The following is a 24836-nucleotide window of genomic DNA, read 5'->3' as shown; positions in this document are numbered from 1 at the left end:
CTAGGAGGAATACAGAAGTATGTCACTTTCGCAGGAAAGCGGCTCCAAGCAAGCACAAGTCGTGAGAACGATGACAGTTTTTGCAATCACTTGGCCGATCTTTATAGAAATGCTGTTTCATATTTTGATGGGCAGTGTGGATACATTCATGCTGAGTCATGTGTCGGACGAGGTTGTGTCGGCTGTAGGTGTGTCGAGACAGTTGATTGAATTTACGATTATTTTGTTCAATCTGCTTGGTCTTGGAGTCGGTGTCATCATCGCTCAACTATTGGGTGCACAAAAGCATGTGGATGCGAGCCGTGTTACGGCCTCGGCCCTGACCTTTAATCTGGTATTTGGTCTGGCGCTGAGTTTGATGTTTATCGTGAGTCGGGATTTGCTGCTGTCTTTTTACCATATTACCCCGACGATTAAGGAAAATGCCGAGATCTATATGATGCTGGCAGGGGGTTCGCTGTTTCTGGAAGCGCTAATGCTAACCGCAGGTCCGGTTATTCGTTCTCATGGTTTTACCAAAGACACGATGATCGTGGGCATTGGTATGAACATTTTGCATATTGTGGGGAATGCGCTGCTGATTTACGGCTGGTTGGGTCTGCCGCAAATGGGCGTGGCAGGAGCAGCAATTTCAACGGTGATTAGTCGTGTTGTAGCCTGTGTCTGGATTTTTATTCTGTTATACAAACGTGTAAGTGCGCCGATCCGTATCAAGTATTATGTACAGCTTCAATGGAGCAAGTTGGTGGCCATCCTGAAAATCGGCATTCCGGCGGGACTGGAATGGTTGTCTTATCAGCTCAGCCAAATGATGGTGACCCGGTTTGTCAGCTTCATGGGGACAACGGCGATTGCTACTCATTTTTATACGAATACGATTGTGTACTTTTTTATGGTGTTCGGAATGGCAGTGGGTGAGGGGACGGAAATTATTGTTGCTCGCCTGATAGGTGCAGGAGATAAGGAAAAGGCTTATCACCAACTACTGCGCAGCCTGAAATGGTCGCTGGTCATTACGATTGCGGTGATCGTGGTGGTATCCTTTTTCCGGTATGAAGTGATGGCGATCTTTACGGATGAGCCGGCGATTATTCAACTGGGAGCAGCGATTTTGCTGTTCTGTATATTGCTGGAGCCGGGCCGTGTGTTCAATCACGTCGTTATTAACTCCTTGCGGGCAGCGGGGGATGTACAGTTTCCGTTGATGATGGCAATCATCTCGATGTGGGGGATCAAAATTCCATTGGCATATGTGCTGGGTATTCATCTGGGATATGGTGTGCTTGGGGTGTGGATTGCGCATGCCTGCGATGAGTGGGTACGAGGCATTTTCCACTACCTGCGCTGGAAAGGTCGGAAGTGGCAGCACAAGTCGCTGTTGTCCAAGGCTGAACTTCAAGCGGATTCGTTGTCAGGCTGACACTTGAAGTTGTAGTTTCTCAGGCACCTCTATACATAGGCATTCTCCATGGATATGGGGGGATGTCTATTTTTTTACAAAAATAAGCAAAAGGGGGATGTTCAAAATTTTCAAAAATTGCTAGAATATAGTAACCTCGAAAGAGAGTTTCAGTAGAGGTTTTCAAAGTTTCGGTTTTGAAAGTTTTGGTTTTTGAAAGTTTCAAAGACGGATGGTTTCCGATTGAATCCATGAAGGAGGGAATAGGATGGAACGTAAAGTGCATATCATTCCTTACCAAGTGATCAAGCAGGAGCAACAGGTGAATGAAATACCGCGAGGGGTGGAGCTGATTCAGGCCCCTGCGGTGTGGAATCGAACCCGAGGCCAGGGAGTGAAGGTGGCTGTGCTGGATACGGGCTGTGATGCGGACCATCCTGATTTGAAGGAACGCATTATTGGTGGCCGGAACTTCACAGATGATGATGACAGTGATCCGAATATTTTCACGGATTACAACGGTCACGGTACGCATGTAGCAGGCACAATCGCGGCAGCAGAAAATGAGGATGGTGTGGTGGGTGTCGCCCCGGAGGCGGATTTGCTCATTATCAAGGTGCTGAATAAGCAAGGCTCCGGTCAATACGACTGGATCATTCAGGGCATTCATTATGCGATTGAGCAAAAGGCAGACATCATTTCAATGTCGCTTGGTGGTCCCGAGGATGTGGCTGAGCTGCATGAAGCGGTGCAGAAAGCAGTGGCAAGTCAAATTTTGGTCATCTGCGCAGCAGGTAATGAAGGAGACGGTGACGACAGAACGGAGGAGCTGGGATATCCCGGCTGCTATAATGAGGTGATCAGCGTAGGTGCTGTGAACTTTGACAGACATGCTTCCGATTTCAGCAACTCCAATAATGAGGTAGATTTGGTTGCGCCGGGGGAAGATATTTTGTCTACTGTTCCGGGCGGCAAATATGCGACCTTCAGCGGTACTTCAATGGCTACCCCGCATGTAGCTGGGGCTTTGGCGCTGATTAAGCAGTTGGCGAACGCGAGCTTTGAACGGAATCTCACCGAGCCGGAGCTATACGCCCAACTGATCAAGCGCACCATTCCACTCGGCCATTCTGCTAAGCGGGAAGGGAACGGTCTGTTGTACTTGACGGCGGTTGAGGAGCTTTCCCGTATTTTCGACACTCAGCGTGTGGCAGGGATATTGAGTACAGGATCATTACATGTTAAATAAGCCGTAACTACGGTTATATAGCGGTTCTCCTGAAGGGGGAGCTGCTTTTTTTGTGTTTCAGAATTAGATAAACCTTATTTACAGCGTGTTCAAATGTCGGGTAAGATATATCTCAAAAATATGGGATGGATTATAAGCGGAGGAACTGATATGAACGATATTATTGCAAAAGCCAGCGAGCTAAGGCGCACAGGGCAGGCGGAGGAAGCGCGGAAGCTGTTATTGAAGGTATTGGAGCAGGAGCAGAATGATGCTGAGCTGTGGTATCAGACGGCTTGGACACATGATGCATTAGGATTGGAGAGGGAAGCAGTACCCTTTTACGAAAAAGGTCTGGGTATGGCGTTATCGGCAGAATCGAGGAAAGGGTCGATCCTGGGATTAAGCAGCACGTACCGTGTATTGGGAGAGTATGCCAAGGCGAAAGCGTGGCTGGAAACAGGCATGAACGAGTTTTCGGATTACAGGCCGTTTCGCGTATTTTATGCGATGGTGTTATACAATCTTGGAGAACATGGGAAGGCCATGCAGGGCCTGTTAACGGAGCTGGCTGAAACGACCTCGGACTCACCAACACAAGCGTACTCACACGCGATTCAATATTATGCAGATAAGCTGGATCAGATTGAGACGTAAGTATGAAATGATGAGAAAAACAATAGATAATCATTATCGCGCATTTATTCGGAAGTGCATACTAAAAAAGATCGTAGCCGGAGAGCATCAAGTATCTCTTCCGGGCTGCGATCTTTGGTTTTTACTTGGGGTTGGCGGAGTGGCACGTCATGTACATTTCCAGTTCAATTTATATAGACTGTATCTTGTTGAATCATACACCGCGCTTATTGCGCACCCTCGGTAATGGCGATTTCCTTCTCCAGATTTTCTCTGGACAGGTTGGCGGTCAAATAATCCGGTGTTTCGGGTAGGACGAGGTGCAGATTGGATTTTTGACAAACACGAATTGTGCACTTGTCGACAACAAAATCAAAGACATGCCCGCCTCCGGTGCGTTCGTCGTTAATAAAGTGCAAATGAAACCCGGCCACTCCAATTCCTTGAGCATACGCAGGTGTCCAAAACCCGGTAATCACGCCGGAAGCGTCGTTAAAGGAGAACGTGGGCTGTGATTTGGTCGCTTCGATAAAAGGCTTGTAAGGCTTCACCTGGTGAGGCACGGTGCGTGTCTTCACTTCACGAAAAGTCCCGTCCATACGGAAGGCATAGAACAGATTACGGCTTGGAAACAGCTTTAGCAGCAGGGCTTCCAGCTCTTCACGATGCATGGGACGATCAATAGTATATGTGAAATCTTCACGGAAAAAGGTGACTGTGGAAAAGGGAGTTGTCTCTTCCGGTTTTACACGATGGGCCGTACCGTCTGGAAGCAAGTGATAAAACTCACCATCGAACGCAATCATCTCTCCATTCAGTTGATCAAAGGTACCGATCCCGAAATCCCCGTGCTTTTGCAGTTCCTTGAAGGAAACGACTCCGTCATAAAGACCATCCAATAAAGCGAGCATGGTGGACGTTTGGTAAATATCATGATCAGCTTCTTGCTTTGTTTCCAGTTCTGCAACGGTCATGGCAATACACTTCCTTTTGTGATTGGATACATTTATTTTCTTTCTTTTTCAATAATAAACGTAAAATTTCAGTAAATAACATGGATAACCCAAAAAACTCATAAAAAAAACGTTAAACTCCATTCATTGTCACGAAGCCGTCACGATTGGGCAACTGTGAAGTCAATTTAACTGATTGGGCAGCAGTTTACGTCCCAACTGGATATTATCCTGATAATCAATCGGAATATCGACGACCACGGGGCCATCGGTATGTAGTGCCTGTTGCAATACGCTTTCCAGTTCTTCAGGGGAATACACGCGCAATCCGGTTGCCCCGAAGCTTTCGGCATATTTCACGACATCCACATCTCCGAATTCTACGCCGGACGTTCTGCCGTATTTAATCTGTTGTTGAAAAGCGACCATGTCGTAGGTACCGTCTCTCCATACAATATGCACAAGTGGGGAGTTGAGACGTACGGCAGTTTCAAGCTCCATGGATGAGAAAAGAAATCCTCCGTCGCCAGAAATGGAAACGACTTTTTGACCGGGATTGACTAGTGTGGCAGCAATGCCCCAGGGAAGAGCTACACCGAGCGTCTGCATTCCGTTACTGAACAGAAGGCGACGCGGCTCATAGGAGCGGAAATACCGGGCCATCCAAATGTAGTGTGAACCCACATCGCAGGTGACCGTGACGTTATCATCAATCAGGCTGCGCAGCGTACGAATGAATTGTAATGGATGAATCAGATAGTTGTGCTTGCGAACAGGAACGGCGGCTTGCTCGTTCAGCTCGTGACGAAGACGATTCAATTGGGCGCATGAGGCTTCAGACAGCTTTACTGTAGGCAATTCTTCTGCGAGACTGCGCACGATCAGGGCTATATTGCCGATCAATTCGTAATCCGGTTGATAATCATGGTCAATATCCGCCTGATGATCATCGAGATGAATGAGGGTCCGGTTTGCAGGAATGTTCCAGTTTTTCGGATCGTATTCAATGGGGTCATAGCCAATAGTCAGCACCAGATCAGCGGCTCCAAGGAGCATGTCACCCGGCTGATTGTGGAACAGACCGACTCGGCCAAAATAATGATCCTCCAATTCGCGGGAAATGGCTCCGGCAGCCTGGAAAGTTTCGACGACAGGCAAATCCGTGTTCTGAATGAGTGCGCGAATAGATGCTGTAGCTTCGGGAGTGCTCGCTTTCATACCAAGCAAAAGAACAGGCAGCTTGGCTTGGCTGATTTGGTCTGCTACTTGTTTTATAAGTCCGGCTGGTGCAGTTCCAAGCTGTGGAAGGGACAGCTTCTCAATGGCGGTCACTTCGGATGACGAAGTCAACACGTCCTGAGGTAGACTGACGAAGGTTGCTCCAGGCTGTGCTGAGGTCGCAATCCGAAATGCGTTGGTAATGGCTTCTGGTATACTATCGGGATGCTCTACTTCCACACTGTATTTGGTGATAGGCTCGAATAACCCGGCGTTATCCATGGATTGGTGAGTGCGTTTCAAACGCTCGGATCTTGGAACTGCGCCAGCGAGAGCGACGACAGGATCACTTTCCGCATTAGCGGTGACAAGTCCTGTAGCCAAATTCGACGCACCGGGACCGGAGGTGACGAGACATACGCCCGGTTTACCAGTTAGGCGACCGACGGCGGCTGCCATAAAAGCGGCATTTTGCTCGTGACGGCATAGGATCAGTTCCGGGCCGCGCTCTTGAAGGACATCGAAAACCGAGTCAATCTTGGCACCTGGAATACCAAAAATATGCGTTACACCTTGTTTAATCAAGCAATCAACAACGAGGTCAGCTCCTTTCGTACCGGTTTTAGCATGGATAGTTTGCACTTTTGTGCTCAACGCGATCACCTCTTCTTTGGATATGGTTATGAAATACTTTCAATGTAAAACATTGGTTGTATATGACAATTATAATACAATAACTGGTACTTTCAAGAGCAAAATTTTCTGAAAAAGAGCAAAAATATATAAAAACGTTTTCAAAGCGCGGTTTAAGAGGGAAAATAAAAGTGCGGAGATTTGGGAATAAAGAATTTTCAAACAACGCTCCATGCCCAAAAATAAGTGAGGGTCATTTTAATGAAAATGACAAGATGAAGGGGAAGAGGGAGTGTAAGTTGAAACGTTTCATATAGTCTGAAATAAAGCTGGACGAAGAAAACAGATCTGCAGAGGTTGTGGCAGGTCTGTTTTTTTTGTTCCTCCACATGATAAAAATCACTTTCCTCTGCAAAGGATAGCGGTTACAATGTAATTGTTGTTAACGTAAACATTAAATTTAAGGAGAAGTAATCAAGGGTGATTCGACATGCAGGTATCGTGTTATAGCGGTATCATTTGATATAAGTAGGTAACCTGCTATACGTTATAGAATGCTATTACTGAATAGCAGCAAGATCGAATTCTTATTTTGTTCACGTTAACAATTATTCAGAAACATGATTATAGAAGGGACGAATAAGCCATGACCAAAGCATTTTTAGACGACAATTTTTTGTTGAGTAATCCAACCGCTGAAACTTTGTATCATCAGTATGCCAAGGATTTACCGATTATCGACTATCATTGTCATTTAAGTCCACAGGAAATTTACGAAAATAAAACGTTCAAAAACATTACAGAAGCATGGCTGTACGGAGATCATTACAAGTGGAGACTCATGCGGGCCAATGGAGTTGAGGAACGCCTGATTACCGGAGATGCGGAAGACTATGACAAATTTTTGGCTTGGGCCAAAACCGTACCTACACTGATTGGCAACCCGCTGTATCATTGGACGCATTTGGAGCTTCAGCGCTTTTTTGGTGTCCATGAGCTGCTGAACGAACAGAATGCGCCTGTAATTTGGGAAAAGGTGAACCAAAAGCTGCAAGGAAAGGGCTTTGGGGCACGTGATCTGATTGTGAATTCAAAGGTAACCGTTGTGTGCACTACCGATGATCCGACGGACCATCTCGAATATCATAAGCAAATTAGCAAGCTGACGGATTTTCCAGTGGCTGTACTGCCAAGCTTCCGCCCGGACAAAGCACTGGAAATTAACCGTGAAACATTCCAGCCTTGGGTGGCTCGATTGGGTGAAGTGAGCGGACTGGATGTTTCCGGTCTGGAAGGATTTTTGAACGCGCTGGCGAGCCGGGTTCGTCACTTCCATGCTGCTGGAGGGCGGGTGTCCGATCATGCACTGGATACGGTCGTTTATGAAGAAACAACACGTGAGGAAGCGGCAGCGATATACAACAAGGCGCTGGAGGAAGGCCATGTGACTCCATTAGAAGAGGCGAAATACAAATCGTACGTCCTGGTATTCCTTGGGAAACAGTATGCAGAGCATGGCTGGGCTATGCAGTACCATATTCACGCACTGCGTAACAATAACACAGCCATGTTCCGCAGCTTGGGACCGGATACAGGCTATGATGCAGTGAATGACGGCTCCATCGCTCGTCCGCTGGCAGCATTGCTGGACGCACAGGAGCTGGCAGGAGGTCTGCCGCGAACAATTTTGTATTCGCTCAACTCAGTTGATTATCCGGTGCTGGCAAGTCTTGCAGGCGGCTTCCAGTCCGGCGGAACACCAGGAAAAATCCAGTTTGGTACCGCTTGGTGGTATAACGACCATATCGAAGGCATGCTGGAGCAATTGAAGCTGCTCGCAAACTACGGTGTGCTGTCTCGCTTCATTGGTATGCTAACGGACTCCCGCAGCTTCCTGTCCTACACACGGCACGAATATTTCCGGCGGATACTTTGTGATCTGATCGGAACGTGGGTACAGGAGGGCAAGGCACCTGAGGATCTGGAGCTGCTCGGAGAAATGGTACAAAACATTAGCTACAATAATGCCAAGCAATATTTTAATTTCCCGACGGTTGTTCACAGCAAGTGATGATGTACAAGAGGAACTTGTAAATTCACATTTTAATAGATGCCCTTGCCGGGAGGCTTTTCAAGCTCCGGGTAAGGGGGATTGAAAACAGAATACGTATCAAACAAGAATGTGAAAATAATTACAAAGATAGAGGAGTGAGCAGGCTATGGGAGTGCCTATCGTTCAGGAGAGCATCCAAACTGACAACAAGACAGGTGAGCATATCAGCCTGAAAGAAAAGATTTCTTACGGTATGGGTGACTTTGGAAACGGCTTTATGTTTGATTTGGGGCAGTTGTACCTGTTGAAATTCTTTACGGATGTAGCAGGCGTTTCAGCGGGAGCAGCCGCAGGCATTTTTCTGGTCAGCAAGCTGTTTGCCGCCATTTGTGATCCTATTGTCGGGTCCTTTGTGGATTATCGCAAGCATATTGGTACACGCGGAAAATTTAGACCTTTTCTTATCGTTGGAAGCGTTATCCTTGCTATTCTTACGATTCTTACCTTTATTTCACCGAATATTTCGCCCACAGGCAAACTCATTTACGCCTATGCGTCTTATATGATTTGGGGTGTTGGATATTCTATTGTAAACATTCCATACGGCTCGCTGGGTGCCGCTATTACGCAGGATACTATTCAGCGTGCCTCATTGTCATCTTTCCGTCAGGCAGGATCACTGGGCGCATTATTCGTAACCAGTGTCATTGTCATGCCGCTTATTTTGCTGTTTCCTAACCATCATGTTGGATATCCTGTAGTGATGGGAATCATGTCACTCATTGGTGTGATCGCTTTCATGGTATGCTATCGGGGAACGAAGGAGCGTATTGTCAGTCAGTCGGGACCGAAGGAAAAACTTTCTTTTGGCGTGATCGTGAATACCTTTACGACCAATAAGCCTCTGCTGGTACTCGTGTTGATGACGATTTTCACCATATCCGCGTACAATATCAAGTCCGCGTTACTGATCTATTTTGCCGAATATAATTTGGGACATGTAGAATTAATGGCTTATATGAATTTTATTATAATCGGTTCATCGTTGCTGGGTGTATTGTTCCTGCCCAAGCTAGTGCGGCGCTTCGGTAAACGAAAAACAGCCATGCTTGGGATGGTGGTCAGTGTCATTGCCGACTCCGTGAACTTCTTTATGCCTTCGAATGTATATATTTTCACCATTCTGGCCAGTATTTCGTTCATTGGTATTAGTATTCCTAACGGGGTTACCTGGGCCTTTGTCTCCGATATCATTGACTACGGCGAATGGTCATCCGGGGAGCGGAAGGAAGGGATTACCTACTCGCTGTTTAACTTTTCACGCAAATTGGCTCAATCCTTGTCCGGCTTTCTGTCCGGTATCGGGCTAGCGTTTATCGGATATGTCCCGAATGTAGTTCAAACCTCTGGAACGCTGCTCGGAATCAAGGCGCTGCTGTGTCTCTATCCGGCTGTTGCCCTGCTCATTGCCATGCTGGTAATCGGTAAAATGTACAAGCTGACAGACAGCAGACACGCAGAAATGGTTCAAGAGCTACAGCGTCGGCATGCTGATAACCGCGTATAATTTGTGAAAGTCTTCTTTTCCGGGCGGCTCTTGTGGTATGGTGGGTATATAATTTTTTAGAGCCTTAGTAAAGAAAGGATACGTATATGGCAGCTACCATTAAAGACATTGCCAAATTGGCGAATGTTTCCCATACGACCGTCTCCCGGGCGCTCAACAACAGCCCGCTGATCAAAGAAGATACTAAACGCAAAATTATAGAGCTGGCGGAGCAACTCAATTACATTCCGAATTTTAACGCCAAAAGCCTTGTTCTCCAGCGCTCGCATACAATTGGCCTGTTTTTCACCAGTATTTCGGAAGGCACTAGCTCCAGCTTTTTTGCGGATACTATCCGCGGGGTTAATCATGTCATCGGGGTGGATTACAATCTGTTTGTGCGAGGGATTGACGATTACGCCGATTTTTCGGCCATTCACCGCAAGCGTTTTGACGGCATTATCCTGATGAGTCAGAGCGAGGCAGACAACCCGTTTATTTATCATGTGCTCGGTCAGGGTATTCCGCTTGTGGTACTGAATCGACAGGTGTCCGGGGCAGGTATAGTGAATGTCATTTCCAACGATAAGGAAGGGTCTTACGCGGCCGTTTCCTTTCTCATTGAAAGCGGACATGAACGCATCGCGATCATTGAAGGGGTAGAAGGCTTTAAGTCCACCCAGCAACGGCGCGAAGGTTTTATGAATGCGCTGATTGACAGCGGCAAGCCGATTCGGCACGAATACATCGTGCATGGTCATTATGACACCGAAAGCGGAAGCCAGGCGATGAAGCAGTTGCTTTCCCTGGAGGAACCGCCGACGGCGGTGTTTTGTTCTAACGATGACATGGCTATCGGGGCGATAAACGCGGTATTCGAGCACGGCTTAAAGGTACCGGAAGATGTCTCGGTCATTGGCTTTGACGATATCGGCTTTTCGATGTATACGACCCCGCCGTTAACGACGGTCAAAAGACCGATTGAGCAGATTAGCGCGCGTGGAGCCGCCTGCATTATGGAACGAATCCAGTCACCATCGAACGAGGGCGAGCTTATATTTATGGAAACCGCGCTCATGAAGCGGAAATCGACGGCAGACAGGCAACGTTAAGCTTGATTTTATTGGAAAAAGGCAGGCCAAAAAGGGCAGGTTCAGTGCATGACGCGCTGTTCCTGCCCTTTGGTATTCAAATCTGTGCGAGTGCGGCGGCTTTCTATCTTAAAAGATTGGTTTTCGCCAGTTCAATAATTTCGTCACCGCGCCCGTTCAGCACAGCTTTCATCATCCACAGCGTAAAACCTTCAGCCTGTTTGAGATTAATCTTGGGTGGCATGGATAGCTCCTGACGGTTTACCACCACATCCACCACCACAGGACCATCGTGAGCCAATGCCTGTTGAATCGCGTCCTCCAGCATCGCCGGATCTTCGACTCGAATTCCCTTGAGACCCATAGCTTCCGCCACTGCACCAAAATCAGGATTCATCAGCGTGGTGCCGTTTTCCAGAAAACCGGCTGCTTTCATTTCCAGCTCAACAAAACCGAGGGCGCCGTTATTGAAAACAATGACTTTTACAGGTAACTGATGCTGTTTCAGGGTGAGGAGATCGCCCATCAGCATCGTCAATCCGCCATCGCCAGAGAGAGCAATCACTTGTCGGTCAGGCTCAGTGGCTTGTGCCCCAATCGCTTGCGGCAATGCACTTGCCATCGTTCCGTGATTGAAGGAGCCGATCAGTCGGCGCTGGCCGTTCATTTGTAAATAACGTGCTGCCCACACGGTAGGCGTACCCACATCACAGGTGAAAATGGCATTTTCATGTGCGGCATCACTGACGACCTTGGTGAGATATTGCGGATGGATCGGTGTATGACCGGGTTTACCAACCGCCAGTTCATCCAGTTCCTGACGCACCTTGGTATAGTGGGAGACGGTTTTTTCCAAATGCTTGGTATCATGTTTTGTTGTTAAAAGAGGAAGCAGCATTTCGAGTGTTGCTTTTACATCCCCGCACAGCCCATACGTTAAAGGAGTGCGTCTGCCGAGGTGGGCAGGCTCTATATCCACTTGCAGCACAACTGCATTTTCGGGATAAAACTGTCTGTAAGGAAAGTCTGTTCCGAGCATAAGCAGGACGTCACAATCCATCATCGCATGGTATCCGGAAGAATATCCGATCAGACCTGTCAAGCCTGCATAATAAGAATTGTTATACTCCAGATATTCCTTGCCCCGAAGGGCAGCAACCATAGGGGATTTCAGCTTGTCGCACAGTTGCATGAGCAATTCGTGGGATTTAGCACAGCCGGAGCCGCATAACAAAGTGATTCGCTTACCTTCATTCAGGTACTCGGCCAGCCGGGAAATTTCCGAAGCTGACGGATGCACCACGGGTGCAGTGGGATGGTAGACATGTTCGGGAATAGGCGCCTTTTCCGCTGCTAAAGCTGCCACATCCCCAGGAAGAACAATGACGGAGACACCTGAACGTGAAACGGCCTGTTGTATAGCCATCGTCACGGTTCTTGGAATTTGTCGTGGAGTCGTAATGACTTCACAGAAGTGGCTGCATTCCCCGAAAAGATGCTCGGGATGCGTAGCCTGGAAATATTCGCTTCCAATTTCGTCGCTTGGAATATGGGCCGCAATAGCGAGTACTGGTACCCGATTGCGATGACAATCATATAATCCGTTAATAAGATGTAGATTTCCGGGACCACTGCTGCCAGCGCACACTGCAATGCTGCCGGTAAGATCAGCATCTGCCCCGGCCGCAAAGGCAGCCACTTCTTCGTGCCGCACATGAATCCATTCAATTTGACCGTTGCTTCGAATGGAATCGACCATATTATTTAAAGAATCTCCAACGATACCATAAATTCGCTTGACCCCTGCATTGACTAAAACTTCTACAATAGTATCTGCGATTGTCTTCATAGATGTTCCTCCTGCCTAGTAAGTAACGTTATCCTGCCCGTGCTATCTTGCATCTATTCTAATTAGCCTTAACCGTCTTGGTTCAGGTGCGAAACAGCGGGAAGATAATCATAGATCCGCGAAAGGTTGCATAGTTTATATGTTAACGTGTTCATATTATTGTCATTAATAATTTATAAAACCAAAAATATTGAGAAAACTATTTTGTTAACGTGTGCATTGTGATAAAATGTTGTTGAAATCATTAAGGTAATAATGGGAGGTTACTCCGGATGAAACAAGTAGATGAATTGGACCAATTAAACAGAAAAAGCTTTATCGTGACAGAACCGTATCCTGAAAGAGTGCTGCAATTCGGGGAAGGGAATTTCCTGCGTGCTTTTGTAGATTGGCAATTTGACAAAATGAATAAGCTGGCCGATTGGAATACGGGTGTTGTCATTGTACAGCCGCAGGCAGGAGGTCTCGTAGAGAAGCTTAATGAGCAGGATGGCCTGTACACGGTTATTCTCGAAGGGATGAAAGATGGGCAGGCCGTGAAGGAGCACACCGTTGTGGAATGCGTCACCCGCGGGCTTAACCCGTACGGCTCAGATTGGTCAGAATATGAGGCGTTGTCCCAAAAACCGGAGCTGCGCTTTGTCGTATCGAACACAACGGAGGCAGGAATCGCTTACGGACCGGAGGATCGGCTGGAAGATCGCCCGCAAAATAGCTTTCCAGGTAAGCTGGCTGCTTTGCTGTATAAGCGCTTTCAATTTTTCAATGGAGATCCAGGCAAGGGCCTGGTTATCATCCCATGCGAGCTGATCGACCGCAATGGAGATGCGCTCAAGGAAATTGTGTTGAAATATGCAGATCAGTGGAAACTTGGGGCTGAGTTTACAGCTTGGCTGGAGGAAGCGAATACGTTCTGCAACAGCCTTGTGGATCGGATTGTGCCAGGTTATCCCAAAGACCGGATCACAGAGATTCAAGCAGAGCTGGGTTACAAGGACAGCCTGGTCGTTGTCGGTGAACAGTATCACCTGTGGGTCATCGAAGGACCACAATGGCTCAAAGAAGAATTACCTGCTCATCTGGCTGGACTGAACGTACTGATCGTCGACGATATGGCCCCATACCGTACACGCAAGGTACGCATTTTGAACGGGGCTCATACAGCGCTTACGCCTGTCGCTTATTTATATGGTTTGGATACGGTAGGGCAGGCGGTCGAGCATGATGTCGTGGGTGCTTTTATCCAGTCACTCATTCGAGAAGAAGTCATTCCAACGCTGGATTCGCCAGCAGCGGAATTGAATGTATACGCCGATGATGTCATTGAACGGTTTCATAATCCGTATGTAAGTCATTATGTCATGAGCATTGCACTGAATTCGATATCCAAGTTTAAGACACGTAATTTGCCTTCTCTGCTTCAATATGTGGAGCAGCATAAGGCATTACCTGCCAAAACGGTATTTTCGCTGGCGTCTTTATTCGTATTTTACCGTGGAAAGAGAGACGGCGAGCCGATTGCTTTGGCAGACGAAGCGGAAGTGTTGACCGCGTTTGGCGAGCTGTGGAGCGGATATGATGGAACACTTGCCGGAGCCAAGCAATTAACGGCACAGATACTGGGCAAGCAGACCTGGTGGGGGCAAGACCTGAACCAGATTGCAGGATTGGCTGAACAGACGGCACAGTATGTGTATGAGATTACAAGCAGGGGAATGAAGGAGACGCTGGACTCTCTAACCGGGAACAGCGTGCCCAGAGCATAAGCAAGGAGGAGACTGGAATGCTGGAATTCATTCAAATTCATGATCAAGATAACGTGGCTGTCGCTTTGCGTGATTACAAGCAGGGCGAGACGCTGGCGTGGGGAGCGCAAGCAGAACAGCGCGTGGAGCTGGCTGAGGATGTGGCGCGTGGGCACAAAATTGCGTTGCAGGACATTCCTGAAGGCGGGAACGTGCTGAAATACGGATATCCGATCGGTCATGCCATTCAGCCCATTCAGGCAGGGCAGCATGTGCATACGCATAATACGAAGACGAATCTGACGGGCGTAGAGGAGTACACTTATAAGCCTAAACCAGCGCCTCATTTATATGAACAGGAGAGTCGTACGTTTCAGGGTTATCGACGAAAGGACGGCCGCGTTGGGATTCGCAATGAGTTGTGGATTGTACCAACGGTCGGTTGTGTGAACGGGATTGCCGAACTTATTTTAAATCGTTTCAAGCAGGAAGCGGGCGATATTTCGCCTTTTGAAAATGCACTTGTGCTCAAGCATAACTACGGCTGTTCCCAGTTGGGAGACGATCATGCACATACCCGCACGATTTTGATTGATGCAGTCAAGCATTCCAATGCGGGTGGCGTGCTGGTTCTTGGCTTAGGTTGCGAGAACAATGAAATGAAGGAGTTTAAGGAAGCCATCGGGGAACATGACCCGGAACGGGTGAAGTTTTTACTTTCCCAGGAAGTATCGGATGAAGTGGAGGAAGGGGTACGACTGCTTCATGAAATTTATGCAGCAGTACAGGAAGATCGGCGAGAGCCTGTACCTTTATCTGAGCTGAATATCGGATTGAAATGCGGCGGCTCTGACGGCCTATCCGGTATTACCGCCAACCCGCTGCTCGGTCGGCTGTCGGATTATATGGCCGCGCAGGGCGGAACGACGGTACTGACTGAGGTACCGGAAATGTTCGGTGCGGAGACGATTCTTATGGAACGTGCGGCAGACGAGGAAGTATTCGGCAAAATCGTGCATCTGATTAACGATTTCAAGCAATATTTTCTGGATTACAAGCAGCCGGTATACGAAAATCCGTCGCCGGGCAACAAAGCAGGAGGCATCACGACACTGGAAGATAAATCGTTGGGCTGTACGCAAAAGTCCGGCTCTTCTACGGTCACCGATGTCATTCAGTACGGGGAGCGTCTCAAAACCAAGGGACTCAACCTGCTCAGCGCACCGGGGAACGATCTGGTTGCTTCTTCGGCGCTTGCAGCAGCGGGCTGCCAGCTCGTTATTTTCACAACTGGACGCGGTACGCCTTTCGGTTCCTTCGTTCCGACGATGAAGGTTTCGACCAACTCGCCGCTGTATAAGGCCAAACCCCATTGGATCGACTACAACGCCGGTTCACTGGTGGAGGATGTTAGTATGGAGGATGCGCTCCGCAGCTTTGTGGATTACATTGTCGATGTAGCCAGTGGAACCTGGGTGAACAACGAGAAGAACAATTTCAGAGAGCTGGCTATTTTTAAAAACGGTGTTACGTTGTAAAGGATTACAACGAATGGGGAGGCGGAAGGATTCCGCTTCCTTTTTTGTGTTGGCGTGACCTGCTTCGGCATAATGCATAATTGGAATTTATTATCATAAAAAGCTTGCGGCATATTTGATTTTATGATATAACTTAATTAAGTAATAATTACGTAATTAAGTTATCACATCATTAATCATATCATTAACGGTATTCAGGTCATTCTTTTGTTTGGCGAAATTTTTATTTGGTGGATATGAAAAGTCGGACAAGGAGGTGGGGAGGGTGGATGATCTTGTTCACTCCGACATCACAGATTTAGACACACTTGTTAACATGATTAAGCTGTCATTTTCGTTTAACGACGGAGCCAATATGATTGCTTTATGTGATCATTTGTACGACCGTGCCAGCCAGAAGTATCAGGAGTTACAGTTCTACAAAGCGCACAAGAAATCCGTACAACCCATACATACCAAACGTCCACTAGTATATTACTATGGATACAGTCATCTGATGAAAGGAATGGCCTTCCAGAAACAGGGCAAATATGATGAAGCCCGAGATTGCATTGAAAAGTATGCGGAATTGGGCTGGTTTAATGGTCTTGATCCTCACGGGGAAGCGGAAGTCGAATATTATCGCCATGCCGCCAAAGCCAATCTGTACGCCCTTGATATTTTGTCAGGCCGTTTTGAAGTGTTGCAGGAATACGTTCAATTTCTTCAGGACAATCCGGAAGAACTGTTACCGGGGCTTCTTTCCATCGTGGAGGGGGCATCCAGGCACGACTATCCTTTAGAGGCTGTGCTTGAACCCTTTGCTGAACAAATTGACGATTTCAAATATCTCGAAGAGCCTGTGAATGTGTCTTATTATTTTCGCTTTTGCTATCAATTGTCTCTCTACTACATCAAGCAGCAGCGGTTTACGGTTGCGCTGAACTATATTCTGCAATCCCTCATGCTGTCAGATACCCTGGGTATGGAACATGAGCATGAGTTCAGGAAGTGTACCGCGATATTTGAGATTTTCAGATCTCAAGCTACGGCAACACAGCAAGACCAATATATAACTATTTTAAAAGGAGTGTTAAAGGATGAAAAAATTGATTTCACAGCCTCTGTCGCTCAGTCTGTTTAGCTTGCTGGTGTTTGTTACAAGTCATGACCTCATTTCCGTGTTTTATCATGGAGCAAATCATTAATTGGACAGAAGTAAGTAGAAAAGAAGCTCTCCGACAACTAGATAAATGATGTAAAGTATGCTAAATCATGCCAAATAGCAAGCAAGCTCATTAGGAACCGGGCTTGCTTGCTATTTGGTGTTTCATGAATACTAAGCCGTAGTAGGCTTATGCAGAACACCCTGATCTGATGGATGCAATGAAATTTTCAACTGCTGGTAGGTCGGGAATGTTTCTTTCATTTGGTATGGACTGCTCTTTAAGGCCCCATCCAATGCTTGTAGCAAGGAGCTGACGAATTGCTCTGGAGAAAAGAAAATACTTTGTCCGACCATATGAACGTGAAGCTCGTTATGGTCACGGTTGCTCACTGACAAAAGCAATCCACGACCCTGGAAACCAGTGCCGATCGCTCGTACCTTGTTTATGCCCGAAAGCAGCATTTCCGTTTTCAACGCACGACCCTGTTCCTCTATAAACACGGAAATCAGGCGTTTATCCGTCACGATAATAATTTGGGTCCCCCGAAACGTATGGGTAAGATGCACAAAATCTTTATACACTCCAATTGCCTGCTCATCGGGAGAGATGATCCCCAAACGCACAAACTCTACTAACTCGGCAGCATCAGGCTCCTGATGATTTTTAATCCGTTTCTTGATACTAAATTGAATAGTGAGGATACACAAAATAGTTATGACAAAAGAAGTCAGTCGGGCATGAAACACGAAAAACATCAGGGCGATAGAAATGCCTACTACCCATTGTGCCCAGGTGAGATAACGCAGCTTTTGTTGAACCGTAAGGCGATAGTACCAGTGGCCCTTTCCTGGCTGATATTCCGAAGTAAACCGGGTCATACCGCGCAACAGCCTTAAAGCATAAGCGGATAAAACCGTTATTCCCAGGGAAAGAATCGTCAAAAGCCATTCTTGAGCCGCAACGCCGACTAAAGTACACAGGCCAAACAAAATGATTCCCGCCCAGCAGGCTACCTTTTTAATCCGTATCTGTTTTTGAATCGAACGAACCAATTCTTCCATTCTTCTTAATCCTCCTGATCTAGATGTATAGGTAATGATTGGAATAATATATAGGCATATCGTACCATTGGATAGTCTTCTTCGTAAATCAATAGATTGTAAAAAATTCGCAACAGGCCAAAAATATTCTGCGACTCGGAATGCTGCTACCTGAACTTTAGACACCAAAATCAAAAAAATCGGTACTTCTCATGAACAGCAGAAGCCTCTAAAATAAGAAATGTAAGTGCTTACATTACAGAGAAAGGAGGTTTGTCGTATGAGTACAGAATGGAGGCCTCGACAACAGCCGCCGAGCCAACCCGGAAAAGGGAGAGCACTGGCTCGTAAATGGGTGCAACAAAGACATTTGCAGACCATGGCGCTGTTAGGTGTGGTATGGATGATTATTTTTCATTACATTCCGATGTACGGCATTCTGATTGCCTTCAAGCATTTTGACATCATTGGCACCATATCAAGCGCACCTTGGGCGGGATTGGAGCATTTTCGGGCCTTTCTGGAGGATGATAACTTTTGGTATGTTGTCAAAAATACGCTGGGCATCAGTCTGCTCAAGCTGGCAATCGGGTTCCCGTTGCCCATTTTATTTGCTCTGTTCCTGAATGAAATCCGGTCTACGCGGTTTAAAAAGTCCATTCAGACCATTTCGTATCTTCCTCATTTTTTATCATGGGTTATTCTTGGCGGGATCTTAACGACGTGGCTGGCAGATACCGGGATGATCAATCATCTGTTGCTGGCTTGGGGCTGGATCGACCAGCCGATCAGTTATTTGGCGGAGCCGAGTTACTTTTGGGCCATTGTCGTCAGCTCGGATATCTGGAAGGAGCTTGGATGGTCAGCCATTATTTATTTGGCAGCCATGGCGGGTGTATCGACGGATATGTATGAAGCGGCGACCATTGACGGAGCTGGACGGTTTCAGAAAATGTGGTACGTCACACTTCCTGCGATCAAAGGCACGATATCCATTTTGTTTATTTTGGCGGTCAGCGGGATATTGAACTCTAACTTTGACCAGATTCTCGTATTACGTAACTCACTGAATGAAAGCGCAAGTAATGTTGTGGATATTTATGTATATCAGGTGGGCATACAGCAGGGGCGCTTCTCATACTCGACCGCAGTGGGGTTGCTGAAATCGGTTCTTGCTCTTGTGTTGCTGCTGATCGCCAATTCGGTCACCAAGCGGATTAATAATACATCCCTATTCTGAAGGAGGACGGCTGCATGCAGCTATTGCAACGCAAAACGACAGGCGAAGCGATATTCGATGTCGTGAACAGCGTCTTCATGCTGATCATTTGTTTTGTAACGTTGTATCCGGTGTGGTACGTGCTGGTGAACTCCTTTAACGAAGGAGCAGACGCCATGCGGGGCGGTATTTACTGGTGGCCGAGAGCATTTAGTCTGGGCAGCTATCAGGCCGTGTTTGCGAACAACGGTATTATGACTGCAATGGGGGTGACCATCGCCAAGACGGTAATCGGCACGATTGTACATGTGTTTTTTACCGCCATGATTGCATATGCATATTCCCGTAGGGAGCTGATTGGGCGCAAGCTGTATATGCTGATCGGTACGATAACCCTGTTTTTTGGCGGGGGATTGATTCCGACGTATTTGCTGATACGTGATCTCGGGCTGTTGGACAGCTTTTGGGTGTATATTATTCCGGCGATGTTCAGCTTTTTTGATCTTATAATTTTTATGGCTTTTTTCCGGGAGCTGCCGGATGCATTGGAGGAAGCGGCGAAAATAGACGGGGCGAACGATTTCAGTATCTTTTGCCGGATTGTGCTTCCCGTATCCATGCCCGTGGTAGCGACGATTGCGCTTTTTCATGGGGTGTACCAGTGGAACGATTATTTTACCGGAATGATCTATATCAATAATACGGACCTTCAGCCGATTCAGACGTATTTGTACCGGGTTGTTGCTCAATCCAGCTCTAATCAGATGATGTCTGCTGCACCGGGGATTGTTGCCCAGTCCGTCACTTCGCAGTCGATCAAGCTGGCGACGATGGTCGTGACGACACTACCGATTGTACTGGTATATCCTTTTCTGCAAAGATATTTCGTCAAGGGTCTGATGATCGGCTCGATCAAAGGATAGCACATCATCCAAGGGGGAGATTTATGATGAACATTCGCAAATGGCAGAAGGGGCTGCTGGCTGCCGTTCTGCTGGCGGGTTCGCTTGCGGCATGTACGTCCGGAGGAGGCGGAGCTGTCACGGAATTGAAGGACGAGAAGACAAAGGCTACGGCAGATGCGCCGGGATGGAGGGCGGATACCGAGCCGATTACGTTTGACTGGTATTTGAACTTTTCCTGGTTCCCGAACAAGTGGGGCACGGATGAGACCTCGAAGTATGTTACGCAGAAAACCGGGGTCAGCGTCAATTTTATCGTACCTGCAGGGAATGAAAATGAGAAGCTTAATACCATGCTGGCCTCGGGCAAGCTGCCTGATTTTGTGACGCTCGGTTGGGGAGAGGATGCAGTCAAAAAAATGATCGAGGGCAAAATGGTGCTTCCACTCAACAAGCTGGCTGAGAAATACGATCCGTATTTGATTAAAATGGCTGACCCGGCGAAAATGTCCTGGTATCAGCAACCGGACGGAAATGTATACGGCTATCCCAACGCTTCCTCTTCACCGCAGGATTATCAAAAATACGGGCAAAATTTTGTTTCTAACCAGACGTTTATGGTGCGGAAGGACATGTATGAGGCGATTGGTAAGCCGGATATGAGAACACCGGAAGGATTTTTGAAAGCGCTTCAAAAAGCGAAAGAGAAATTTCCTGATGTGAACGGTCAGCCGCTGATCCCGATAGGGTTTCACGAATTTACGGACAACGGGAATTACTCTTTTGAAGACTATTTACTCAATTTTCTAGCCATTCCTCATGAAAAGGACGGAAAGCTGTACGACCGCCGTTCAGACGAAGAATATATTCGGTGGCTCAAAACCTTCCGTCAAGCGAATGAGCAGGGGCTGATCGCCAAGGATGTATTTATCGACAAGCGTCCGCAAATGGAGGAAAAGGTAGCACAGGGACGGTATTTTGCCATGCTGTATCAGCGCTCCGACTTTGCTGGACAACAGGCTACATTGTATGCGAAGGACCCGAACTCCGTCTATATCGCGGTCGATGGGCCCTCGAATAGCAAGCTGGACCCGCCGACGCTGGCTGGACCGGGTATTTCTGGCTGGACGGTGACGCTCATTTCCAAGGATGTCAAAGACAAGGAGCGGGCTATTGAATTCCTGACCTACCTGATTAGCGAGGAAGGGAACCGTGACCTGTACCTCGGGGAGCAGGGGAAGCTGTGGGATACGATTAACGGTAAGCCAGCCTTCAAGCCGGAGGTGCTGGAGCTGCTGAACAAGGACCGTGCTGCTTTTGATAAAAAGTATGGTGCTGCCTTCACCTTCTGGATGCTGATGGACACGAATATGAATTTGCTGTGGGCACCGCCCAGTGTGGAGCCATACAAGCAGCCGGAGGATTGGACGAAGGGCAAGACGAAAGGCTTCTCCCAATACGACAACATCAAACCGACCGGAACATCGGCAGAAGGTATTGCGTCAGGGCGGATAGACCAAATCTGGGGCAAGGCATTGCCAAAGCTGCTGCTGGCTTCCTCGGATGAGGAATTCGACCAATTGTTTGCCCGCTTTTTGGAAGATCGCAGAAAAGCCGGATATGACAAGGTTATGGCCTATCAGCAAAAGGCCTATGAAGAAAACCTCAAGAAAATCGAAAAGTTCGACAAATGATCTGATTTATTGAACCGATAAGGATGTGATTTGATGCCAAGCCGTAGACGTTCACGAATAAAAAGACCGCTGCTCCGCGAAGTATGGCGGTGGCTGACGGATACGGCGGATCGGCTTGGTGGCTGCTCCCTTCAAGTCAAGCTCATTGTCGCATATATCGCCGTTATATTAATCCCGGTTGTATTATTCTCGCTATATACCTTTCACCAGCTATACGAGAACACCATGCAAGAGATTACCGCCCAAAATCAGTATGTGCTGGATACAGAGCTGGCCCATATTCACAGCAATATGGAAATTATGGAGCGAACCGCACAGCTTGCGATTTCAGATCGCAACGTACTCCGTTATTTGACTGAGGAACGTGAAATGAGCAGCGATGAGCTGGTGCAGTTCAACATGAACGTGTTTCCGAATTTGCAGCATTTGCTGTACAGCAATCCCAATGTGGCGAATATTCGGCTGTATACGAGCAATCCACACGTACGCGAAATATGGCCGATGATTTTCAACGAGTCACGATTGCCTGTGGCTTCCTGGCTGAAAATGGCTCAACATCAGCAAGGGAAAATCTGGTGGGAAATGTATCAGGGACCAAAAAGCTTGCTTCGAGGGCAAGCACGACAGGAAGGCGAAACGGTGCAGTATATGGCTTTGCTGCGTGAAATTCAGGCTGCAAAAAGTGCTGGAGAAAGACACACGGGCTTGGTGGAAACGAACATGAGGCTGGAGTTATTTTCGCCCAGAGTATTTGATACTCCGCAAGATGACCGTGCATCGTCACAAATGCTCATATGGGGCGGCAGCGATTCCAGCCCATGGAACAGCGGCAAGCCCATGTCTTTTAACGATATAGCAACAGCCTCCTCTCCATTCGATGCGATTCCCATACCTGAGTCCGATTTGCGCCATCTGTTTCAGTCCCGCGTTCAGGGACCGGGTGGTGCTTTTGATTTTACTTATGAAAATAAGCCTTATCTCGGTCTGTACCGTTCTATAGAAGGGCTGGACGCTTATCTGCTAAACGTGGTAGCGCTGGACGGTTCGCTGGGTGATCTCCGTCAGAAGCGCAATGCTATGCTGCTTATTATTTGTGTACTGATTTTGTTGATGTCACTTATTTCCTACACCTTGCACGCTTTTATCCTCAAACAGCTTCATACACTGCGGGAATCCATGAAGAAGGTACAGCAGGACGGAGACTTTCAGCTTCGGATTCCCGTGTATGGACAGGGAGAGGTGGCGGAGCTGGCCCTGTATTTCCGCAGTCTGCTGAGTCAGATTAACGGGCTTATTGCCGAGGCAGTACACAAGCAGGCTGCTGCTCAGGAGGCTGAATTGCAAGCACTCAAGCATCAAATTGATTCCCATTTTCTTTATAATACGCTAGAAAATTTAAAAATGATGGCAGAGCTGGAGCGTCAGTATCCGTTGTCGGATGCCTTGACCTCTCTTGGCTCGATGATGCGTTACAACCTTCAATGGTCCGGGCCATATGTTGCGCTGCGGGACGAAATCCGCCATATTCAGCATTATGTGGCTATTATGAACATTCGCCATGACAACCAAATTGGTCTGGAGGTTCATCTGCCGCCAGCGTATATGGAGCAGGAAGTGCTGAAAATGTCGCTACAGCCTGTGGTGGAAAATGCCATCAAGCACGGCTGGAGTGCATTACACAATGAAATGGATGGATGGGAACAGCCTGAACGGACATTCAGCATTACCATAGAAGCCTGCATGATGCAGGAACGATTTGAGCTGCGCATTCGGGATAATGGAGCAGGGATACTTGAAGAGAGAAGACAAGACATTATGTCAGGTCTGGCACAAAAAGATATGGATTCTCGTGAGCCGGGAGTGAATAGAGGGATCGGTTTGCGCAATGTGCATCGTCGCCTGAGTATGCATTATGGCGTCGGGTACGGCATCCGACTGGACAGCATCCTTGGACAATCGACGACAGTGACCCTGATTTTGCCCAGACGTCACATGATGAGAGGGGTGGACAATGGCGACCAGACTATTGATTGCGGATGACGAAAAGAACATTCGAATGGGCCTTCAGTCCATGATTGAACGGGAATTTTCCGGCTTATATGAATGTGCACTAGTCAAGGACGGAAGAGAGGCTTGGCAGCATGTACAGCACTATTCACCTGAGCTGGTCATTACGGATATCCGTATGCCTGTCATGGATGGCATTATGCTGATGCAGCATATCCGCGAGCTGGAGCCGGGACGCAGGCCTATGGTGATCATTCTCAGTGGATATGACGAGTTCCAGTATGCAAGAGAAGCGATTCGCTGCGGAGCACGGGAGTATTTGCTCAAGCCGATTGTCAGGGAGGAGCTGTTCGGTGCGCTGGCAACCTTGAACGAGGAATTGGAGCAGCACGCAGGTCAGGACAGACTGGAACAGAGGAACCCTATCATAAACGATAATATTGTCGGAGTGGAGAAGGATAGACGGACCGGAAGCATGGATAGTGTTAGTGTCATCGCCGATACAAGCGGTAGTATGTCGCGAGCTATCCAATACATCCATGCTCATTACAGCGAGGATTTGAATATGGCGGTAGTATCCAATTCGGTATCGTTGAATTACACGTATTTTAGTCAGGCGTTCAAAGCCTATACAGGCATGAGCTTTGTTCAATATGTAAAAAGGTTGCGCATTGCAGAAGCCAAAAAGCTGCTGGGGTGTCAAGGGGGCAAGATTTATGAAATTGCTGCTAACGTGGGCTTTGACAATGCAAAGCATTTTAACAAGGTGTTTCGTGAGCTGGAGGGGATGACCCCGCAGCAGTTTCGAGTGAAGAATCAAAGGGGTAATTAGACATAAGGAGGCAGAAAACTTCACTGCCTTTTTACCCTTATCCTGATATAATAAACGTAAGCATAACCATGGCCTTCGATCAGAGAGTTTGTACACAATCACACG

18 protein-coding genes are annotated in these 24836 nt (G+C 47.6%); 14 read left to right on the top strand and 4 right to left on the bottom strand.

All coding sequences use genetic code 11. The features are described 5' to 3' along the window. Positions 1-19 precede the first annotated feature (19 nt). The 3 genes from ASL14_RS00640 (at position 20) to ASL14_RS00630 (ending at position 3284) form a co-directional block, all read left to right on the top strand. Positions 20-1420: an MATE family efflux transporter gene (locus tag ASL14_RS00640; protein ID WP_134909939.1), complete on the top strand. Its 1401-nt coding sequence runs from the start codon at positions 20-22 to the stop codon at positions 1418-1420. 247 nt (positions 1421-1667) lie between these two features. Next, a complete protein-coding gene (locus ASL14_RS00635; RefSeq protein WP_134909938.1) occupies positions 1668-2648 on the top strand; it encodes a S8 family peptidase in 981 nt (326 codons plus the stop codon). 150 nt (positions 2649-2798) lie between these two features. After that, on the top strand, positions 2799-3284 hold the full coding sequence (locus ASL14_RS00630; RefSeq protein WP_134909936.1) for a tetratricopeptide repeat protein: 486 nt from the start codon (positions 2799-2801) through the stop codon (positions 3282-3284). A gap of 206 nt (positions 3285-3490) precedes the next feature. Here ASL14_RS00630 and budA read toward each other — a convergent pair whose 3' ends face one another. Continuing rightward, positions 3491-4237 carry an acetolactate decarboxylase gene (gene budA, locus ASL14_RS00625; RefSeq protein ID WP_134909934.1) on the bottom strand — a complete coding sequence of 249 codons (747 nt, stop codon included), beginning with the start codon at positions 4235-4237 and terminating at the stop codon, positions 3491-3493. Between the two features lie 162 nt (positions 4238-4399). Beyond that, the gene (gene alsS / locus ASL14_RS00620) at positions 4400-6097 is read right to left on the bottom strand and encodes an acetolactate synthase AlsS (RefSeq protein ID WP_189338210.1); all 1698 of its coding nucleotides are present in this window, start codon (positions 6095-6097) and stop codon (positions 4400-4402) included. Positions 6098-6713: 616 nt separating this feature from the next. On the opposite strand from alsS, the gene uxaC reads away from it, so the two are divergent. The 3 genes from uxaC to ASL14_RS00605 all read left to right on the top strand — a co-directional run bounded on the left by uxaC (position 6714) and on the right by ASL14_RS00605 (position 10778). Further along, positions 6714-8138 (top strand): glucuronate isomerase, encoded by a 1425-nt coding sequence (gene uxaC, locus ASL14_RS00615; protein WP_134909931.1) that lies wholly within the window; start codon positions 6714-6716, stop codon positions 8136-8138. Positions 8139-8286: 148 nt separating this feature from the next. Then, positions 8287-9687 carry a glycoside-pentoside-hexuronide (GPH):cation symporter gene (locus tag ASL14_RS00610; protein WP_134909929.1) on the top strand — a complete coding sequence of 467 codons (1401 nt, stop codon included), beginning with the start codon at positions 8287-8289 and terminating at the stop codon, positions 9685-9687. Between the two features lie 86 nt (positions 9688-9773). Further along, on the top strand, positions 9774-10778 hold the full coding sequence (locus ASL14_RS00605) for a LacI family DNA-binding transcriptional regulator (protein WP_134909927.1): 1005 nt from the start codon (positions 9774-9776) through the stop codon (positions 10776-10778). A gap of 103 nt (positions 10779-10881) precedes the next feature. Here the strand turns inward: ASL14_RS00605 and poxB are convergent, their stop codons facing one another. After that, complete coding sequence (gene poxB, locus ASL14_RS00600; protein WP_134909925.1) at positions 10882-12606, bottom strand: ubiquinone-dependent pyruvate dehydrogenase; 1725 nt, start codon at positions 12604-12606, stop codon at positions 10882-10884. Positions 12607-12878: 272 nt separating this feature from the next. On the opposite strand from poxB, the gene ASL14_RS00595 reads away from it, so the two are divergent. The 3 genes from ASL14_RS00595 to ASL14_RS00585 all read left to right on the top strand — a co-directional run bounded on the left by ASL14_RS00595 (position 12879) and on the right by ASL14_RS00585 (position 17012). After that, a complete protein-coding gene (locus ASL14_RS00595) occupies positions 12879-14372 on the top strand; it encodes a tagaturonate reductase (protein WP_134909923.1) in 1494 nt (497 codons plus the stop codon). A gap of 17 nt (positions 14373-14389) precedes the next feature. Continuing rightward, positions 14390-15889 (top strand): UxaA family hydrolase, encoded by a 1500-nt coding sequence (locus ASL14_RS00590; protein WP_134909921.1) that lies wholly within the window; start codon positions 14390-14392, stop codon positions 15887-15889. Between the two features lie 265 nt (positions 15890-16154). Beyond that, entirely contained in the window at positions 16155-17012 is an 858-nt protein-coding gene (locus ASL14_RS00585) for a DNA-binding protein (RefSeq protein WP_134909919.1), read from the top strand. Between the two features lie 195 nt (positions 17013-17207). On the opposite strand, the gene ASL14_RS00580 is transcribed toward ASL14_RS00585, so the two are convergent. Continuing rightward, positions 17208-18098 carry a hypothetical protein gene (locus tag ASL14_RS00580; RefSeq protein WP_134909917.1) on the bottom strand — a complete coding sequence of 297 codons (891 nt, stop codon included), beginning with the start codon at positions 18096-18098 and terminating at the stop codon, positions 17208-17210. 259 nt (positions 18099-18357) lie between these two features. Between ASL14_RS00580 and ASL14_RS00575 the strand changes: the two genes are divergently transcribed. Genes ASL14_RS00575 through ASL14_RS00555 form a run of 5 tightly spaced genes read left to right on the top strand, consistent with a single transcriptional unit; the run spans position 18358 to position 24731 of the window. Next, positions 18358-19317 (top strand): ABC transporter permease, encoded by a 960-nt coding sequence (locus ASL14_RS00575; protein WP_134909915.1) that lies wholly within the window; start codon positions 18358-18360, stop codon positions 19315-19317. 14 nt (positions 19318-19331) lie between these two features. Next, entirely contained in the window at positions 19332-20219 is an 888-nt protein-coding gene (locus ASL14_RS00570; protein WP_134909913.1) for a carbohydrate ABC transporter permease, read from the top strand. 26 nt (positions 20220-20245) lie between these two features. Then, the gene (locus ASL14_RS00565; protein WP_134914320.1) at positions 20246-21892 is read left to right on the top strand and encodes a type 2 periplasmic-binding domain-containing protein; all 1647 of its coding nucleotides are present in this window, start codon (positions 20246-20248) and stop codon (positions 21890-21892) included. Between the two features lie 33 nt (positions 21893-21925). Continuing rightward, positions 21926-23932: a sensor histidine kinase gene (locus ASL14_RS00560; RefSeq protein WP_134909911.1), complete on the top strand. Its 2007-nt coding sequence runs from the start codon at positions 21926-21928 to the stop codon at positions 23930-23932. Then, positions 23904-24731: a response regulator transcription factor gene (locus tag ASL14_RS00555; RefSeq protein ID WP_134909909.1), complete on the top strand. Its 828-nt coding sequence runs from the start codon at positions 23904-23906 to the stop codon at positions 24729-24731. Before ASL14_RS00560 ends, ASL14_RS00555 begins: the two co-directional genes overlap by 29 nt. The last annotated feature ends 105 nt before the right edge of the window (positions 24732-24836 follow it).

The sequence above is a fragment of the Paenibacillus sp. IHB B 3084 genome (assembly GCF_001447315.1).
GTDB lineage: Bacteria > Bacillota > Bacilli > Paenibacillales > Paenibacillaceae > Paenibacillus.
This window is presented reverse-complemented; position numbering and strand designations above follow the sequence as displayed.

Coding starts and splice junctions, on each gene's coding strand:
- uxaC (WP_134909931.1), top strand. CDS start 6,714: ATGACCAAAGCATTTTTAGACGACAATTTTTTGTTGAGTAATCCAACC.
- ASL14_RS00560 (WP_134909911.1), top strand. CDS start 21,926: ATGCCAAGCCGTAGACGTTCACGAATAAAAAGACCGCTGCTCCGCGAA.
- ASL14_RS00630 (WP_134909936.1), top strand. CDS start 2,799: ATGAACGATATTATTGCAAAAGCCAGCGAGCTAAGGCGCACAGGGCAG.
- ASL14_RS00610 (WP_134909929.1), top strand. CDS start 8,287: ATGGGAGTGCCTATCGTTCAGGAGAGCATCCAAACTGACAACAAGACA.
- ASL14_RS00555 (WP_134909909.1), top strand. CDS start 23,904: ATGGCGACCAGACTATTGATTGCGGATGACGAAAAGAACATTCGAATG.
- ASL14_RS00595 (WP_134909923.1), top strand. CDS start 12,879: ATGAAACAAGTAGATGAATTGGACCAATTAAACAGAAAAAGCTTTATC.
- ASL14_RS00565 (WP_134914320.1), top strand. CDS start 20,246: ATGAACATTCGCAAATGGCAGAAGGGGCTGCTGGCTGCCGTTCTGCTG.
- budA (WP_134909934.1), bottom strand. CDS start 4,237: ATGACCGTTGCAGAACTGGAAACAAAGCAAGAAGCTGATCATGATATT.
- ASL14_RS00575 (WP_134909915.1), top strand. CDS start 18,358: ATGAGTACAGAATGGAGGCCTCGACAACAGCCGCCGAGCCAACCCGGA.
- ASL14_RS00635 (WP_134909938.1), top strand. CDS start 1,668: ATGGAACGTAAAGTGCATATCATTCCTTACCAAGTGATCAAGCAGGAG.
- ASL14_RS00640 (WP_134909939.1), top strand. CDS start 20: ATGTCACTTTCGCAGGAAAGCGGCTCCAAGCAAGCACAAGTCGTGAGA.
- ASL14_RS00580 (WP_134909917.1), bottom strand. CDS start 18,098: ATGGAAGAATTGGTTCGTTCGATTCAAAAACAGATACGGATTAAAAAG.
- ASL14_RS00590 (WP_134909921.1), top strand. CDS start 14,390: ATGCTGGAATTCATTCAAATTCATGATCAAGATAACGTGGCTGTCGCT.
- ASL14_RS00605 (WP_134909927.1), top strand. CDS start 9,774: ATGGCAGCTACCATTAAAGACATTGCCAAATTGGCGAATGTTTCCCAT.
- poxB (WP_134909925.1), bottom strand. CDS start 12,606: ATGAAGACAATCGCAGATACTATTGTAGAAGTTTTAGTCAATGCAGGG.
- ASL14_RS00570 (WP_134909913.1), top strand. CDS start 19,332: ATGCAGCTATTGCAACGCAAAACGACAGGCGAAGCGATATTCGATGTC.